Source organism: Arthrobacter livingstonensis (assembly GCF_003219815.1).
Lineage (GTDB): Bacteria > Actinomycetota > Actinomycetes > Actinomycetales > Micrococcaceae > Specibacter > Specibacter livingstonensis.
The window spans coordinates 1-14,306 of sequence record NZ_QJVD01000008.1 but is presented as its reverse complement, the minus strand read 5'-3'; the positions used below and the strand labels follow the sequence as shown (position 1 = coordinate 14,306).

The 14,306-nt window shown below is 66.7% G+C and carries 11 protein-coding genes; 4 read left to right on the top strand and 7 right to left on the bottom strand.

Annotation, left to right across the window (positions count from 1 at the left end; genetic code table 11):
- Window positions 1–4: 4 nt before the first annotated feature.
- From cydC to CVV68_RS08945, 3 genes are read right to left on the bottom strand one after another with little or no spacing between them, the layout of a single operon-like run.
- A complete protein-coding gene (gene cydC / locus CVV68_RS08955; RefSeq protein WP_170133132.1) occupies window positions 5–3,568 on the bottom strand; it encodes a thiol reductant ABC exporter subunit CydC in 3,564 nt (1,187 codons plus the stop codon).
- Window position 3,569: 1 nt separating this feature from the next.
- The gene (gene cydB / locus CVV68_RS08950; RefSeq protein ID WP_110500670.1) at window positions 3,570–4,637 is read right to left on the bottom strand and encodes a cytochrome d ubiquinol oxidase subunit II; all 1,068 of its coding nucleotides are present in this window, start codon (window positions 4,635–4,637) and stop codon (window positions 3,570–3,572) included.
- A 58-nt stretch (window positions 4,638–4,695) separates the two neighbouring features.
- Entirely contained in the window at window positions 4,696–6,300 is a 1,605-nt protein-coding gene (locus CVV68_RS08945) for a cytochrome ubiquinol oxidase subunit I (protein WP_110500669.1), read from the bottom strand.
- A 158-nt stretch (window positions 6,301–6,458) separates the two neighbouring features.
- Here CVV68_RS08945 and CVV68_RS08940 point away from each other — a divergent pair, with 158 nt between their 5' ends.
- Both CVV68_RS08940 and CVV68_RS08935 read left to right on the top strand, forming a co-directional pair.
- A complete protein-coding gene (locus CVV68_RS08940; protein WP_110500668.1) occupies window positions 6,459–6,827 on the top strand; it encodes a BlaI/MecI/CopY family transcriptional regulator in 369 nt (122 codons plus the stop codon).
- A 67-nt stretch (window positions 6,828–6,894) separates the two neighbouring features.
- Complete coding sequence (locus CVV68_RS08935; protein WP_110500667.1) at window positions 6,895–7,845, top strand: M56 family metallopeptidase; 951 nt, start codon at window positions 6,895–6,897, stop codon at window positions 7,843–7,845.
- 108 nt (window positions 7,846–7,953) lie between these two features.
- Here CVV68_RS08935 and CVV68_RS08930 read toward each other — a convergent pair whose 3' ends face one another.
- Window positions 7,954–10,056: a DNA gyrase/topoisomerase IV subunit B gene (locus tag CVV68_RS08930; protein ID WP_110500666.1), complete on the bottom strand. Its 2,103-nt coding sequence runs from the start codon at window positions 10,054–10,056 to the stop codon at window positions 7,954–7,956.
- A gap of 228 nt (window positions 10,057–10,284) precedes the next feature.
- Between CVV68_RS08930 and CVV68_RS08925 the strand changes: the two genes are divergently transcribed.
- Together CVV68_RS08925 and CVV68_RS24590 are read left to right on the top strand one after the other, a co-directional pair.
- A complete protein-coding gene (locus tag CVV68_RS08925) occupies window positions 10,285–10,509 on the top strand; it encodes a DUF7455 domain-containing protein (RefSeq protein WP_211320770.1) in 225 nt (74 codons plus the stop codon).
- 247 nt (window positions 10,510–10,756) lie between these two features.
- Window positions 10,757–11,143 carry a helix-turn-helix domain-containing protein gene (locus tag CVV68_RS24590; protein WP_281268281.1) on the top strand — a complete coding sequence of 129 codons (387 nt, stop codon included), beginning with the start codon at window positions 10,757–10,759 and terminating at the stop codon, window positions 11,141–11,143.
- 64 nt (window positions 11,144–11,207) lie between these two features.
- Here the strand turns inward: CVV68_RS24590 and CVV68_RS08915 are convergent, their stop codons facing one another.
- The 3 genes from CVV68_RS08915 to CVV68_RS08905 form a co-directional block, all read right to left on the bottom strand.
- Window positions 11,208–12,461, bottom strand: a complete 1,254-nt coding sequence (locus tag CVV68_RS08915; protein WP_110500663.1) for an RNA polymerase sigma factor — start codon at window positions 12,459–12,461, stop codon at window positions 11,208–11,210.
- Between the two features lie 257 nt (window positions 12,462–12,718).
- Complete coding sequence (locus CVV68_RS08910; protein ID WP_110500662.1) at window positions 12,719–13,462, bottom strand: DUF4192 family protein; 744 nt, start codon at window positions 13,460–13,462, stop codon at window positions 12,719–12,721.
- 64 nt (window positions 13,463–13,526) lie between these two features.
- Window positions 13,527–14,249, bottom strand: a complete 723-nt coding sequence (locus CVV68_RS08905; RefSeq protein WP_110500661.1) for a transposase — start codon at window positions 14,247–14,249, stop codon at window positions 13,527–13,529.
- Window positions 14,250–14,306: the final 57 nt, after the last annotated feature.

Sequence of the window (14,306 nt, the reverse complement as noted above, 5' to 3'; positions counted from 1 at the left end):
CAGCCTAGACGCCCGCTTCCCGCCGCACCATGCCTTCCCGGCCGCTCCCGGCCGAAAGCACCAGGTGGGAATCGCCGCCCGCGGCAAGTTCGCCGTCGTGCGTCACCAGGACCACGGCGGCGCCGGAGAGCGCCCCGCGAAGGTCCGCGACGAGTTCCGCGGACTCGTCCACGCCCAGATGCGCCGTTGGCTCATCGAGAAGCACGACGGCGGCCCCCGCCACGAGCGTGCGGGCCACCGACACCCGGGTCCGCTGCCCGCCGGACAGGTGGTGGCCGCCCGGGCCGACGCGCGTGCCCAGTCCGTCGGGCAGGCCACGGTACCAGGGGCCCAGGCCCACCGTCTCCAGGGCGTCCTCCAACTCGGTGTCCGCTGGCGCGTCCGTTGCGGGACGGGCCAGGGCGAGGTTGGAGCGCAGGGTGGAGTTGAACAGGTACGGCTCCTGCGGGCACCACGCCAGCTGCCGCAGCGACGCCGTGGTGGCGTGGGCGTCATTGAGCGTGTAGCTGCCCCGTTCCGGCTTCAGGAACCCCAGCAGCACGGCGAGCAGGGTCGACTTGCCCGAGCCGGACGGCCCGCTGACGGTCCACCACCTGCCTTGTTCGGTGCCTCCGCTGATGCGTTCAAACACCGGTTCCGGAGCGTCCGGGTACCGTGCCGTGACGTTGTCGACGCGCAGTGACGTAACGGGCGGGCCGCATGGTCCGCCGGCAGGCTCGGCCCCGGTGGCAGGCGTGTCCGCCATGCCGGCGGGCGCACCGTCCAGCATCGGCATGGTCCGGGCCAGCATGGCACCGAGCACGGGCAACTGCTCCACCGCTTCCACATACTGTCCCAGCGGTTCCGTCAGGGCCAGCATGAGCAGCGCGGCAACGGCGGCGGCGCGGGGGTCGGCCCCGGAGCCAATGGCGGTGGCAGCCACGGCGACCGCGGCCAGGGAGGTCAGGGCTGCAACGGCCGATTGCCCCAGACCGTTGGCCCAGGCCAACCGGCGCAGCGGCGCGGAGACGGTGAGGTCCCGGGCGGCAAACGTGCGCGCCTGCACCCCGCCCACCCCGTTGGCGGACAGTTGTCCGGCGGCGGCAAACAGTGTGGTGGCCCGGCTGGCCAGCCAGGAACGGTGTACGGCCGCCGCCGCCGAGGCCTTGCGCTGCGCTGCGTAAACCGCCACGGGCAGCACCAGCAGCCCCAGCACTCCAAGCACCGCCACGACGCCGGCGGCCTGCGGCACCAGCCACAGCGTCGCGGCAAGCACGGCCAGGAACGACAAAACGGCGGACGGAATGGGGACCACGGCCCGCGGCAGGGCGTCGCGGAGTTCGTCCACATCGGAGATGAGCGTGCCCAGCGACCCGCCCGAGCGCGTCAACCGTCCCCAGTGCCGCACGTCGGAGCCCAGCGCGTCCCACAATTTCAGGCGCAGTTCCGCGGCCCAGCGGAATACCGCGTCGTGGGTCAGCAGCCGTTCGCTGTAGCGCAGCACGGAGCGGCCCACGCCAAAGGCACGCACGCCCACGATCAGCACCATCAGGTACATGATGGGCGGCTGGGCTGCGGCCCATACAATCAGCCAGCCGGAAATGCCGGACAGCGCCGCGGCGCTCAAGGTGGCGAGCACGGACACCAGCACCCCGGCCGCAAAACGCGGGGAGCGCCAGGGCAGGTGCCGCAGCCACCGCCATTGAAACCGCACGGGTGCTGAGTCGTATGTCAGCTTGGGAGCAGGGCCGGGCGTCAGACCAGGCGCTGAACCTGGCAACTGGCCTGGCGCCGGCAGGGCTGAAGCAGTGGCAGCTGCAGCCGCGAAGGGCGAGGCTGCCCGGGCCCGGTCGGCATCGGTGGGATCGATGATGTCTGCAGGATCAATCTCCGGGCCGCGCAGCAGGGTCGCGAGCAGGGGGTCGTGCGTGGCCACCACCAGGGCCACGGTCCCGCGCAGTGACGCAAGCGCCTGTTGGACGGCCCGGGCAGACACCGGGTCCAGGTGGGCGGTGGGTTCGTCCAGCAGGGCCAGTTCCACGGCGGGATCCCCGGCAATCCGGGCCAGGGCCCGGGCCACGGCCACGCGCCGCAGCTCACCCGGGCTGCAGTCCAGCGGCGACCGCCCGGACAAGTGTCCGGCGTTGACCCGCCACAGTGCGGCGGCAACGGCGGCAGCGGGAACCGGCACGCCGGACGGGCCCCCGGCATAGAGGGCCACCTCTTCCGCCACGGTATCCTCCGTGAACACGGGGTGCTGCGGAACCCACACGATGGCGTCGGCCGCCGGACGATGCAGCCCGCCGCCGACCTCCGCTTCTCCCAGCAGCCCGGCCATGGCGGCCAGGGCCGTGGACTTGCCCGTGCCGCTGGGGCCGTCCAGAACCAGGACGCCGCCGCGGGGGATGCTGGCTGTAAAGGCCGACAGCGCCGGCTCCCTCCGCCCCGGGTACGCCACGGTAAGGCGTGCGGCGCGCAGGACGGGGACTCCGGCGTCGTGCCCTGCTTCAGCGTGCAGCGCGGCAGCGCGCAGGGCGGGACCACCGCCGTCGTGCCCTGCCCCAGCGCCCAAGGCGGCGTCGCGCAGTGCGCCGGCAGGCATGGCAGTCGCGGCGTCGGGCACGGCCCCGGCAGGCACGGCACCTGTTCCGGCGTAAAGGATTTCATTGACGCGGCGCAGGGCCTCCACACCGTCCTCGCTGCCGTGGTGGGCGGCGCCGACGTCGCGCAGCGGCCGGAAGCACTCCGGCGCCAGCATGAGGGCCAGCAGGCCCGCCTCGAGCGTCATGTCACCGGCGACGAGCCTGACGCCAATGAACACCGCCACGAGGGCCACGGAGATGGTGCTGATCAATTCCAGTGCCATGGAGGACAGGAATGCCGTGCGCAGCGTGGCCATGGTGGACTTGCGGTACTTCTCCGAGACGTCGGCAAGTGCCTGGCGCTGCGCCCCGGCACGGCGCAGGCCCACCAGCACGGGCAGGCCGCGGGCCAGCTCCAGCAGGTGGTTGGAGAGCCGGTCGAGGCCGCGGGCGGCCAGTTCCACCCGGTCCTGGGTGTGAAAGCCGATCAGGATCATGAATACCGGCACCAGCGGCACGGTCAGGGCCACAATGAGCGCACTGACCCAGTCGGTGAGGAGGATTTGCAGCCCCACCACGGCGGGCAGGACGGCGCAGCCGACAAGGGCTGGCAGGTAGGCGGTGAAGTAGCTGTCCAGTCCGTCCAGGCCGCGGCTTGCCAGCATCCCGTCCGCGCCCGTGCCCGCGCTCCCGTTCCCGCTCCCTTTAGCTCCGCCCAGCCGGTGTGTCATGAGCTTGGCGCGCAGTTCTTCCTTGGTGCCCATGGCGGCCCGGCGGGCCAGGACCTGTTGGCCCCATGCCGCAGCCCCCAGGAGGACTGCCCCCAACGATCCCTGCACGGCCAGCCGTGCCAGGTCGGGCTGGGTGCCCCCAGCCCAGCGGGCCAGTGCGTGCGCCAGGGCAGCCATGAGCAGCACCAGTGCCACGGCCTTCAGTGCCGCCATCCCCGCCAGGCTGGCGAGGGCCGTGCGTGTGTTCTTTCCCGGGGGCAGTTGGGGGCGGGCCATGCTAGAGCGCCCCTGCCGCTGACCCGGCTGACGCCGTCTCCCCCAGCCCGACGGCGGGGGCAAAGTCATGCGGTTCGGGCAGGTGGGCCACGCTGATGCGCTTGCGGAAGATCCAATAGGTCCATGCCTGGTAGGCCAGCACCAGCGGCAGGCCCACGGCCGCCACGATGGACATCAGCCCCAGCGTGTAGGGCGACGACGACGCGTTGGCCACCGTCAGATTCCAGGCGGCGTCAAGCGTTGACGGCAGGACAACCGGGAAAACGCCGCTGAAGATTGCGGCGCTGCCGGCCAGAAGGAACCCGCCCATGGCCAGGAAGCTCACGCCTTCGCGGCCAGCCCGGTTGGCCAGCCAGGACACTACCGCGCCAATGACGGCCAGGGCAATCAGGAGCCAGCTGAACCACTTGCCGTTTTGCGCGGACACCAGGATCGCCCAGGCGGCCAGCGGAAGCAGCCCAAGCGGCATCCAGCGGCGGACCGCGGCGCGCGCACGGTGGCGGATCTCGCCGTCGGTCTTCAGGGCCAGGAAGGCCGAGGCCTGGATCAGGCAGAAGCCCACCACGGCCGCGCCGCCCAGCATGCCCGGCCAGGTGAACCAGGCAAAGGGCCCGCCCACGCGGTCGCCGTTGGTGTTCAGCGGCAGGCCAGTGGTGGTCAGGGCCAGCATGGCACCGATGCCGAACGCAGCCGTGAAGGAACCGATCGCGATGGCCCAGTCCCAGGTGCGGCGCCACGAATCACGGTGGACCTTGCCACGGTATTCAAAGGCCACTGCCCGGAAGATCAGTGCGAGCAGGACAAACACCAGCGGGATGTACAGGCTGGAGAAGAGCGATGCGTACCAGAATGGGAAGGCCGCAAAGGTGGCGCCGCCGGCGGTGATCAGCCAGACCTCGTTGCCGTCCCAGACGGGGCCGACGGTGTTCAGCAGCAGGCGCCGCTCCTTTTCGTCCCGGGCAAAGACCTTCATGAGCATGCCCACGCCGAGGTCGAACCCCTCCAGGAAGAGGTATCCGGTCCACAGCACGGCAATGAGAACAAACCACAGGGTGGGAAGAAAATCCATCGTTTAGTCCTTAGTTCCAGGCATGGATAGTGAAAGCCATTGGGAAGGGGCGGTGACGCTAGTAGGCAAACGCAAGCACATCGTCCCCGTCCCCCTCCCCGTCGGGGTGCGTCCCGGCGTCGTCCTCGTCCTTTCCGCCGGAGCCTCCTGGATGGCCAAGCTCGGGCATGGCGGACGGCACGCCGCCGCGGACGTACTTGGTCAGCAGCACCACCTCCACCACCAGCAACACGGCGTACACGGTGCCCAGGGCCACCAGGGAGAAGATCATCTCCCCCGCCGAGACACCCGGGGACACGGCGGCAGCGGTGAACATGAACACCTGGTCGATGCCGGACATGGACGGATTGGGCGCCACCACAAACGGCTGCCGGCCCATTTCGGTGAAGATCCAGCCAGCGGCGTTCGCGCCAAACGGGGCCAGGATGCCCACCAGGGCCAGCCGCATGAGCCACCGCGGCCGCGGGACGGTGCCCTTGCGGGTGGCCCATAGTGCCACGGCCGCGGCCATGGCCGCCAGGCCACCAAAACCGATCATCATCCGGAATCCCCAGTAGGTGACGGGCATGACGGGCACGTAGTTGATGGGCTGCCCTGCGCGGTCCCCGTAGATGGGATTGTCCGGCAGGTTGGTGCCGTACTTGGCCTGGTATTCGGGCACAAGCGTGTTCACGCCCTTGATGTCGGTGGTGAAGTCGCTGTGCGCCAGGAAGGACAGAATGCCGGGGACCTCCATCACGGCCACCACCTTGGAGCAGTCGCGGCTGCTCAGGTCGCCGATGGACAGAATGGAGAAGCTGGTGCCGTCGTGGCAGGCGGCCTCGGCGGCGGCCATCTTCATGGGCTGCTGCTCGAACATGAGCTTGCCCGACAAGTCACCGGAAACTGCGGATCCGGCAAAGGCGATCATGGCCACCACGGCGCCAAAGCGCAGGGACTTGATCCACAGGGAGTGGTCCTTCTTGTCCCTGCCGGGGATGGAGTCCGATTCGCCGACCACCACGCGCCCCGTCGCGTCGACGGTGTCAATGCCGTCGTGGCGCCGCCTCCACAGGTGGTACCAGGAAATGCCGAGCAGGAAGCTGCCGGCCACGGCAAGGGCGCCGGTGATGGTGTGGAAGAACGCCACCAGCGCGGTGTTGTTGGTGAAGACCGCCCAGGCATCGACCATGTGCGGGTAGCCGTCCACTATCTGCACGCCGACGGGGTGCTGCATCCAGGAATTGGCCACCAGGATGAAGTAGGCGGAGACAACGGAGCCGGACACGGCGATCCAAAGACAGGCGAGGTGGATCTTGGCGGGCAGCTTCTTCCACCCGAAGATCCACAGGCCCAGGAACGTGGATTCAACGAAGAACGCCAGCAGCGATTCCATGGCAAGCGGAGCGCCGAAGACGTCCCCCACGAAGCGGCTGTATTCGCTCCAGGCCATGCCGAACTGGAATTCCTGGACGATCCCCGTGGCCACGCCCATGATGAAGTTGATCAGGAACAGTTTGCCCCAGAACTTCGTGGCGCGCAGGTACTCTTCCTTCCCGGTGCGGTGCCAAGAGGTTTGCAGCACGGCCACCAGCAGCCCCAGCCCGATGGTCAGCGGCACCATCAAAAAGTGGTAGACCGTGACGATCCCAAACTGCCACCTGGCAATGTCCAGAGCTTCCATCAACTTCCCTCAATTCAAGACTTGTGCCACACCGATGGAGCCAATTCTACAACCCGTAGAAGTACAAGTTCTACCCTGTGTAGAACATTGCTGTCAAAAGCTGTACATTAGAACTTGACATACTACTTTTCGAACAACTTGTTAAAGAAGGATCTTGCATGGCGACACTTGGGGACCTGGAACGGGCCGTGATGGATCTTTTGTGGGAACACCCCGAAGCCATCACCGCCAACACACTGCGGGACCTGCTCTCACAGCGGACGACGGAAGCTGATTCGCGCCCGCTGGCGGTCACCACAGTCCTTACGGTGCTGTCCCGGCTGGAGAAGAAGGGCCTGGTGGAGCGGGAACGCTCCGTCCGCCCGCACCGCTACCGTGCCGTGACGAGCCGCGCCGACCACACGGCCGAGCTCATGCTCGAAGTCTTGGGCTCCGCGCCGGACCGCGAAGCCGTACTGGCGCGCTTCATCGGCACCGTCAGCGACGGCGAGGCGGAAACCCTGCGCAAGCTGCTGGGCCGCGACTAACAGGCTTCGCCGCCGTCCTCCGGCCCCCGTGACCCAGCGGACCGGCGGCGGGCGGTAAATTGGGACTATGTTCTGGACCTCGTGGATCCTTGCCGGCCTGGCCATCGCATTGGCGTGGCCGGTGCCCGTTATCTTGTCGCGCGCCAAATGGCCGGCGCGGGCACCGTTTGCCGCCATGGTTCTCTGGCAGTCGATAGCACTGGCCGGCGGGTTGTCCATGATTGGTGCCATGCTCTGCTACGGCCTGGTGCCGCTGGGCGACAGCCTGGCATCCGGGCTGCACGGGCTGCTGCGGGTGGTCACCGGCCGGGAGTCGCTGGACACGCTGGGCCTGGTCCATGCCTTCGCCCTGAGCGCCGCCGCACTGCTGTCCGCACACCTGGTGTTTACCCTGTGGCTGAGCTACTTCCGCATCAACCGCCAGCGCAACCGCCACCGGGACCTGCTGAACCTGCTCAGCTCCCCCTCCAGCGACCGCCCCGACACGCTGGTCATCAACCACGAGGCCCCCGTCGCCTACTGCCTCCCCGGCGGCTCGCGCTCGGTGACGGTGCTCTCCGACGGTCTCATGACGCTCCTCTCCCCTGAGGAACTGCGCGGTGTGCTCCTCCACGAGCAGACGCACCTGGCGCAGCGCCACCACCTGCTGTTGTGGGCCTTTGCGGCCTGGCGGTCGGCGCTGCCCTGGCTGCCCACCTCGAAGCTGGCCCAGCGCGCAGTCTCCTCCCTGATCGAGATCATGGCCGACGACGTCGCCCTGCGTTCCGTGGGCAAGTCCACCCTGGTCACGGCCATCGCGCTGGTGGCCAGCGGCCCGGCTCGGCTGCCCGCCGCGTCTCTGGTGGGCGGCGGAGCTGAGCAGATTGACACGCCGGCAACGACGTCGGCCCGGCTGGGCAGGCTGCTCGCCCCGGCCCCGGCGCTGGGCCCCGGTCCGCAGGCGGTGGTGATTGCCGCCGCGGTGCTGCTGCTGGCCGCACCGACGGCGCTGCTGCTGGTGCCGGGCATCTTCGCCTGACCGGCTCCGACGCTCTCAGCTTCGGGGCACTTTCCTCCGACGCTCCCTCAGCACGTGAGGGAGCGTTTCTGAATTTGGCACCGAAAGTGAGAGAGCGTTTGTATGGCGCTAGGCGTCGATGCGGTCCGCGTCCAGGTGTTCGCTGCCGGCCACAATGAACTCCTTGCGCGGGGCCACCTCGGCCCCCATGAGCAGCTCGAAGGTGTGCTCGGCGCGGTCGGCGTCGGCGCTGGTCACCCGACGCAGCATGCGGTGGCGGGGGTCCATGGTGGTTTCCGCCAGCTGTTCGGCATCCATCTCGCCCAGGCCCTTGTAGCGCTGGATCGGCTTCTTGTAGCTTTTGCCCGACTTTTCCAGCTTGGCCAGCAGCGCGTGCAGTTCCTTTTCCGAATAGGTGTAGACCATCTCATTGGCCTTGGAGCCGGCATGGATGATTTCCACCCGGTGCAGGGGCGGGACGGCCGCGTACACGTTTCCGGCGTCGATCATGGGACGCATGTACCGGAAGAACAGCGTCAGCAGCAGGGTGCGGATGTGGGCGCCGTCAACGTCGGCATCCGTCATGAGGATCACCTTGCCGTACCGGGCCGCTTCCAGGTCGAAGCTGCGGCCGGAGCCGGCGCCCACCACCTGGATGAGAGCGGCGCACTCGGCGTTGGCCAGCATGTCGCCCACTGACGCCTTTTGGACGTTGAGGATCTTGCCGCGGATCGGCAGCAGCGCCTGGAAGTCCGAGGACCGGGCCAGCTTGGCCGTGCCCAGGGCGCTGTCACCCTCAACGATGAACAGTTCGCTCTTCTTGACGTCGTTGCTGCGGCAGTCGGCCAGCTTTGTGGGCAGCGATGACGTCTCCAGTGCGTTCTTGCGGCGCTGGGTTTCCTTGTGCACCCGCGCCGAGATGCGCGACTTCATTTCCGAAACGACTTTTTCCAGCAGGGTGGCCGCCTGGATCTTCTCGCCGCGCGCCGTGGATTCCAGCTTGGCCTTGAGTTCCTTTTCCACCACCTTGGCCACAATGGCCTTGACGGCGGGGGTACCCAGGATTTCCTTCGTCTGGCCCTCGAACTGCGGTTCGGCCAGGCGGACGGTCAGCACGGCGGTCAGCCCGGCCATGACGTCGTCCTTTTCAATTTTGTCATTACCGGCCTTGAGCTTGCGGGCGTTGGCCTCAACGACCTTCCGGAAGGTTTTCAGCAGCGCCTGTTCAAAACCTTCCTGGTGGCGTCCGCCCTTGGGCGTGGCGATGATGTTCACAAAGCTGCGCATGGTGGTGTCGTACCCCACCCCCCAGCGCAGGGCAATGTCCACTTCACAGTCCCGCTCCACGGCCGTGCTCTCCAGGTGGCCGGAGGCATTGAGCACCGGCACTGTTTCGGTGAAGCTGCCGTGCCCCTGCAGTCGCCAAATATCGGTCACTGAGCCGCCAATGGACAGGAAGTCCACAAACTCGGAGAGGCCGCCATCGTGGTGGAACACTTCTTCATGGGAGGCAAACTCGCCAGGTGTGCCGGGCAGGCGGCGGTCGTCGCGGACCGTGATTTTCAGCCCCGGGACCAGAAAGGAGGTCTGGCGGGCTCGGGAGACGAGTTCCTCGTAGGAGAACTTGGCGTCCGCCGTGAAGATCTGACGGTCTGCCCAATACCGGATCCGGGTACCGGTCACGCCGCGCTTGGTGCTGCCGACAATATCCAGGCTGGACTTCTCCGTGAACGGTTCAAAGCCCACATCGGGGCTCAGTGCCTTGCCGGTGTCCTTGAAGTGGCCCGGTTCGCCGCGCCGAAAGCTCATCTGGTACGTCTTGCCGCCGCGGTCCACTTGGGCGTCCATGCGGGCGGACAGGGCGTTCACCACGCTGGCACCGACGCCGTGGAGGCCACCCGATGCCGCGTAGGAGGTGCCGCCGAACTTGCCACCGGCGTGGAGCTTGGTCAGCACCACTTCCAGGCCGGTGAGCCCGGTCTTGGGCTCCACGTCCACGGGGATGCCGCGGCCGTCGTCGTGCACTTCAACGGAAGTGTCCCTGTGCAGGATGACCAGAATGTTCTGCCCGTACCCGGCCAGAGCCTCATCCACGGAGTTGTCAATGATCTCCCACAGGCAGTGCATGAGTCCGCGGGAGTCGGTGGAGCCGATGTACATGCCGGGGCGCTTCCGAACGGCCTCCAGCCCCTCCAGCACGGAGAGGTGACGGGCGCTGTAATCGGAATTCATTCGTGCCACGGCTGGCGTGCTCCTTGGGACTGTGACTGTAACTGGTGCGGATGTGCGCCGTATGGGGGAAGGCGCGCCCACTCAAGGTTAACGCGTGATTGACCCCTTCCCGGACAGGCATGCCGCACATGCCCAGGCTACGCGGTTAGCGAAAGTGCACCGTGGCTGGCATGAAGTCGGCCCGATAGGTGGTTGTATGAAGTACAGGAACTAATGAAGGAGGCCATGATGACTACCACCGCCATTGCCAGCCGAGAGCTGAATACGATGGACCGTTGCGACCGTTGTGGCGCACAAGCTTATGTACGGGTGGTGCTGGAATCCTCCGGGGGCGAACTGCTCTTTTGCGGGCACCACGCCCGCTCCGTGGAAGCGACGTTGAAGCCGATGTCCTCCCAGTGGCAGGACGAGACCAGCCGCCTCAACGAGAAGGCCACCGTTTCCGTCGACTAACATGTACGAACGTTTGTCATGAGGGTCCCGATCATTTCGGGGCCCTCATTTTTATGCCCATGGAAAGCACGACGCCGGTCCCGGCCCCGCTTGCCCCGCACCTTGCCCCCGCCTCGGCCTAAGGTGCCTTAGGTGCCTGGCGCGCCCGTTCCGGCACCACAAATATGGCAACTGCCCGACGTTCCTGCGGGCCGGTCGGCGAAGGATGGAGTCATCAGACAAAGACCTTCACGTAAAGGGAACGGCGATGAACGACTTCATGGCTTTACTCGTGGCACGGCAAAACGAACGCGAACTCGCGGCGGCGCTGGAACGGAACGCCGCCGCGCTCGGCACCGCAGTCGCCGGTGCACAAGGACTGGGTGCCTCTCTGGTGGCCCGGTTGGGCCGCGACTTTGCCACGCAGTCGGGGCTGGCACTGGCCGGCCCGGGACAGCGCCCCAACACCGACGAACTGACGGTCAGGGAACGCCAGGTGCTTGCCCTGGTTGCCGGCGGGCTGACCAACCGTCTAATAGGCGGGCGGCTGTTCATCAGTGCCAAGACGGCCAGCGTCCATGTCTCCGCCATCATGCGCAAGCTTGGCGTGTCGAGCCGGACCGGGGTGGCCGCCCGTCCCCTCACAAAAAAGTGACCCGCAACGAGTGCTGAAAATGTCAGGATTTCAGCACCCGCTGCGGGTCAGCTTCGAGTGGGGCTCAGTCCAAGTAGTCGCGCAAAACCTGTGAGCGCGACGGGTGCCGCAACTTCGACATGGTCTTGGACTCAATCTGGCGGATGCGCTCACGGGTGACCCCATAAACCTTGCCGATTTCATCTAAAGTCTTCGGCTGGCCGTCGGTCAGGCCAAACCTCATGGCCACCACGCCGGCCTCACGCTCGGACAGGGTGTCCAGCACGGAATGCAGCTGTTCCTGCAGGAGCGTGAAGGAGACGGCATCGGCGGGGACCACGGCTTCGGAGTCTTCAATGAGGTCCCCGAACTCGGAGTCGCCGTCTTCACCCAGCGGGGTGTGCAGCGAGATGGGCTCGCGGCCGTACTTTTGGACCTCGACAACCTTTTCCGGCGTCATGTCCAGTTCCTTGGCCAGCTCTTCCGGCGTGGGTTCGCGGCCCAGGTCCTGAAGCATCTGCCGCTGAACGCGGGCCAGCTTGTTGATGACTTCCACCATGTGTACGGGGATGCGGATGGTGCGGGCCTGATCGGCCATGGCGCGGGTAATGGCCTGGCGGATCCACCAGGTGGCATAGGTGGAGAACTTGAAACCCTTGGTGTAGTCGAACTTCTCGACGGCGCGAATCAGGCCCAGGTTGCCTTCCTGGATCAGGTCCAGGAACAGCATGCCGCGGCCGGTGTAGCGCTTGGCCAGGGAGACGACGAGGCGCAGGTTCGCTTCCAGCAGGTGGTTCTTGGCCCGTTTGCCGTCGTGCACAATGCGCTGCAAGTCGCGCTTGAGCTGGACGTCCATCTTCTCGGCGTCGGGTGAATTAAGCTTCTCGTTGGCAAACAGTCCAGCCTCGATGCGCAGGGCCAGGTCCACCTCCTGCGCGGCATTGAGCAGCGCGACCTTGCCAATCTGCTTCAGGTAGTCCTTGACGGGGTCTGCCGTGGCGCCGGCCGACATGACCTGCTGGACGGGAGCGTCGTCGTCGTCGGAGTCCGAGTACACAAAGCCCGAGCCGGTGGCCACCGGCTTTTCAGGCTTCTCTGCGCCTGCTTCCGGATCGTCATCTTCGGCTGTGGCTTCCGTCGGCTCCTCGTGGGCGGCCGCCTTGGCTCGGCGGGCCGAGGGGGCCTTCGGTGCCGCCTTTGCGGGTGCGCCGTCGCCGGCTGCGGCAGCCTTCTTGGCGGCGATGGTAGAGGCCCGCTTCTGGGCCGGCGTCAGCGGCGCGACGGCGGTATCTCTAAGTTCGATTGTTGTGGAGTCTTTGCTCTTGGAAGTAGCAGACACAGAAAACCTTTCTTGCGGCGGTCTGTGGAGTCACCTTCGGGCAACACCACTATGACCCTGTCAAGTCCGTGTTGCATTCACGCATCACGTCCGCTTGGAGGGTCTGCATGTATAACTCCCCACGCAGCGGCATTGTTCCCGCCGTTACGCACAAGGTGTATTCCATGAAGCCACCAACACGAAGTGCCGCGCAAAACACGGACCCAACCGGGTCTCGGCTCTTATTGTCTCATGTTTTCGCCGCCGTCCAACGCATTTCAGGCCGCTTCTCCCTGCCGCCGCTGGCCGGGCCAGGCGGTCTCATGGTCCTTGGCCCACGCCGCGATGTAACCCACATCCAGAAGCCGCTCCAGCAGGTTGGCCAGCTTGTAACCGGGAATAAATTCCTGGGAGGCCTGGAAATACATTCCTGCCCATGTTCCCCGTCCGCGGCACCACTGGACCCAGCCCAACATGCAAAGCAGGGGCGCCTTCCCCGGCCCATCCACGGAGCCGGTCAGGAACAACAGAAGTTCCTCGGCCAGGTCCATCCGGGTCCAGTTCGGCGCCCGCGAAGGCCGGCCGTCCCCGGCGCTGCCGCCGAGCAGGACGTCGCCGAAGAGCTCCGCCGCCGCAGCGATGGCGTCGTCGGACTCGTCGAGGACCTCGATGTCGTAGCCTGCGGCCTGGCTGCCCCCGTACCAGTTCGGGGGAACCGCGGGCGCCAGGGTGTCCGGCTGCAGGTAGCCCGTGCCCACCATGCCTGCCAACGACATTTCGGGGGTGGTGGCCAGGGACACCAGGACGGCGTCGCGCACGGGCGTGTTGCACAGGCTGGCCACCAGGTACCCGCACATTGGCGTGTCGGGGTGTTCGGGCCAGTGGGCCAGTGCGCGTTCCCACGCCCCCAGCGTCACGCAGAGCTGATTTTCCGCAGTCCCGTGCTCCCCCAGCCTGGCCAGGAACGATTCCGCAGCCTGCACCACCTTGGAAGCCCGTCCTGGATCCTGGACGGCCGTCATCACGGGAATAAGCTCCCGCGGGCTGCCCCCTACCGTGCTTCCCCTGACCCTTCTATGCTTCGAGTCAAGCCATAAGCGTTTGTAATTTCCTGAATAGTTGCCGGGCAATAGATCGCTTGAGGCACCGACGGATCTCTCTGAGGGTCTTACCTTCAGCGGTGCGCCTTTGAACGTATTCCTTCGTTGCGGCGTCGAACTGCATACGCGTCCGGGCGATCGTGTGCAGTGCCTTGTTCAGTTGCCGATCGCCTTGGCGGTTGAGGCGGTGCCGGATGGTGTTGCCCGAAGAGGCGGGGATGGGGTTGACTCCGGCGATGGCCGCGAAGGCTGCCTCGGAATGGATCCTTCCGTGGTGGGAGTAGGCGACGAGCACGACAGCTGAACTGACCGGGCCCAGCCCCGGCAAGTCCATCAAGCCCGGCGCCATGTCCTGGACGATGTCAGATATGTGGGTCCTGTTAGTTTCCAGCTCGGTGGCAAAGGCAAGGACTGCTCTGGCCAGCCGGCGTGCTTCCTCCCGCGCGACCTTGTCGGCCCTATCGTCCCGGGAGCGTGTCCGCCATGCAGCGATGGCACGGATTTGGGCATCTGTTAGTGCCTGGCGGCCATCAACACCCAGCGCGGTAGTGCGGATAATCGCTGTCAGTGCCAGCCGGTCAGCTGTGCGTTGGCGATCCATGAGCCGGCGGGCATCCAGCAGTATCCGCAGGGCGTTCCTCTCCCCATCGGCGCGGGGCTCGAGCAGGGAAGCGACCTCGATACCAAGGACGGACTGCGCTGCTGCCACCGCATCAATGGCATCGGACTTTCCCCTCCCCCTCCGGGAGGTCCTGCGTGGGGGCCG

Excerpts from the sequence above, each read along its gene's own strand:
- CVV68_RS24590 (WP_281268281.1), top strand. The coding sequence starts at position 10,757 with ATGAACGACTTCATGGCTTTACTCGTGGCACGGCAAAACGAACGCGAA.
- CVV68_RS08925 (WP_211320770.1), top strand. The coding sequence starts at position 10,285 with ATGACTACCACCGCCATTGCCAGCCGAGAGCTGAATACGATGGACCGT.
- CVV68_RS08945 (WP_110500669.1), bottom strand. The coding sequence starts at position 6,300 with ATGGAAGCTCTGGACATTGCCAGGTGGCAGTTTGGGATCGTCACGGTC.
- cydB (WP_110500670.1), bottom strand. The coding sequence starts at position 4,637 with ATGGATTTTCTTCCCACCCTGTGGTTTGTTCTCATTGCCGTGCTGTGG.
- CVV68_RS08930 (WP_110500666.1), bottom strand. The coding sequence starts at position 10,056 with ATGAATTCCGATTACAGCGCCCGTCACCTCTCCGTGCTGGAGGGGCTG.
- cydC (WP_170133132.1), bottom strand. The coding sequence starts at position 3,568 with ATGGCCCGCCCCCAACTGCCCCCGGGAAAGAACACACGCACGGCCCTC.
- CVV68_RS08935 (WP_110500667.1), top strand. The coding sequence starts at position 6,895 with ATGTTCTGGACCTCGTGGATCCTTGCCGGCCTGGCCATCGCATTGGCG.
- CVV68_RS08910 (WP_110500662.1), bottom strand. The coding sequence starts at position 13,462 with ATGACGGCCGTCCAGGATCCAGGACGGGCTTCCAAGGTGGTGCAGGCT.
- CVV68_RS08940 (WP_110500668.1), top strand. The coding sequence starts at position 6,459 with ATGGCGACACTTGGGGACCTGGAACGGGCCGTGATGGATCTTTTGTGG.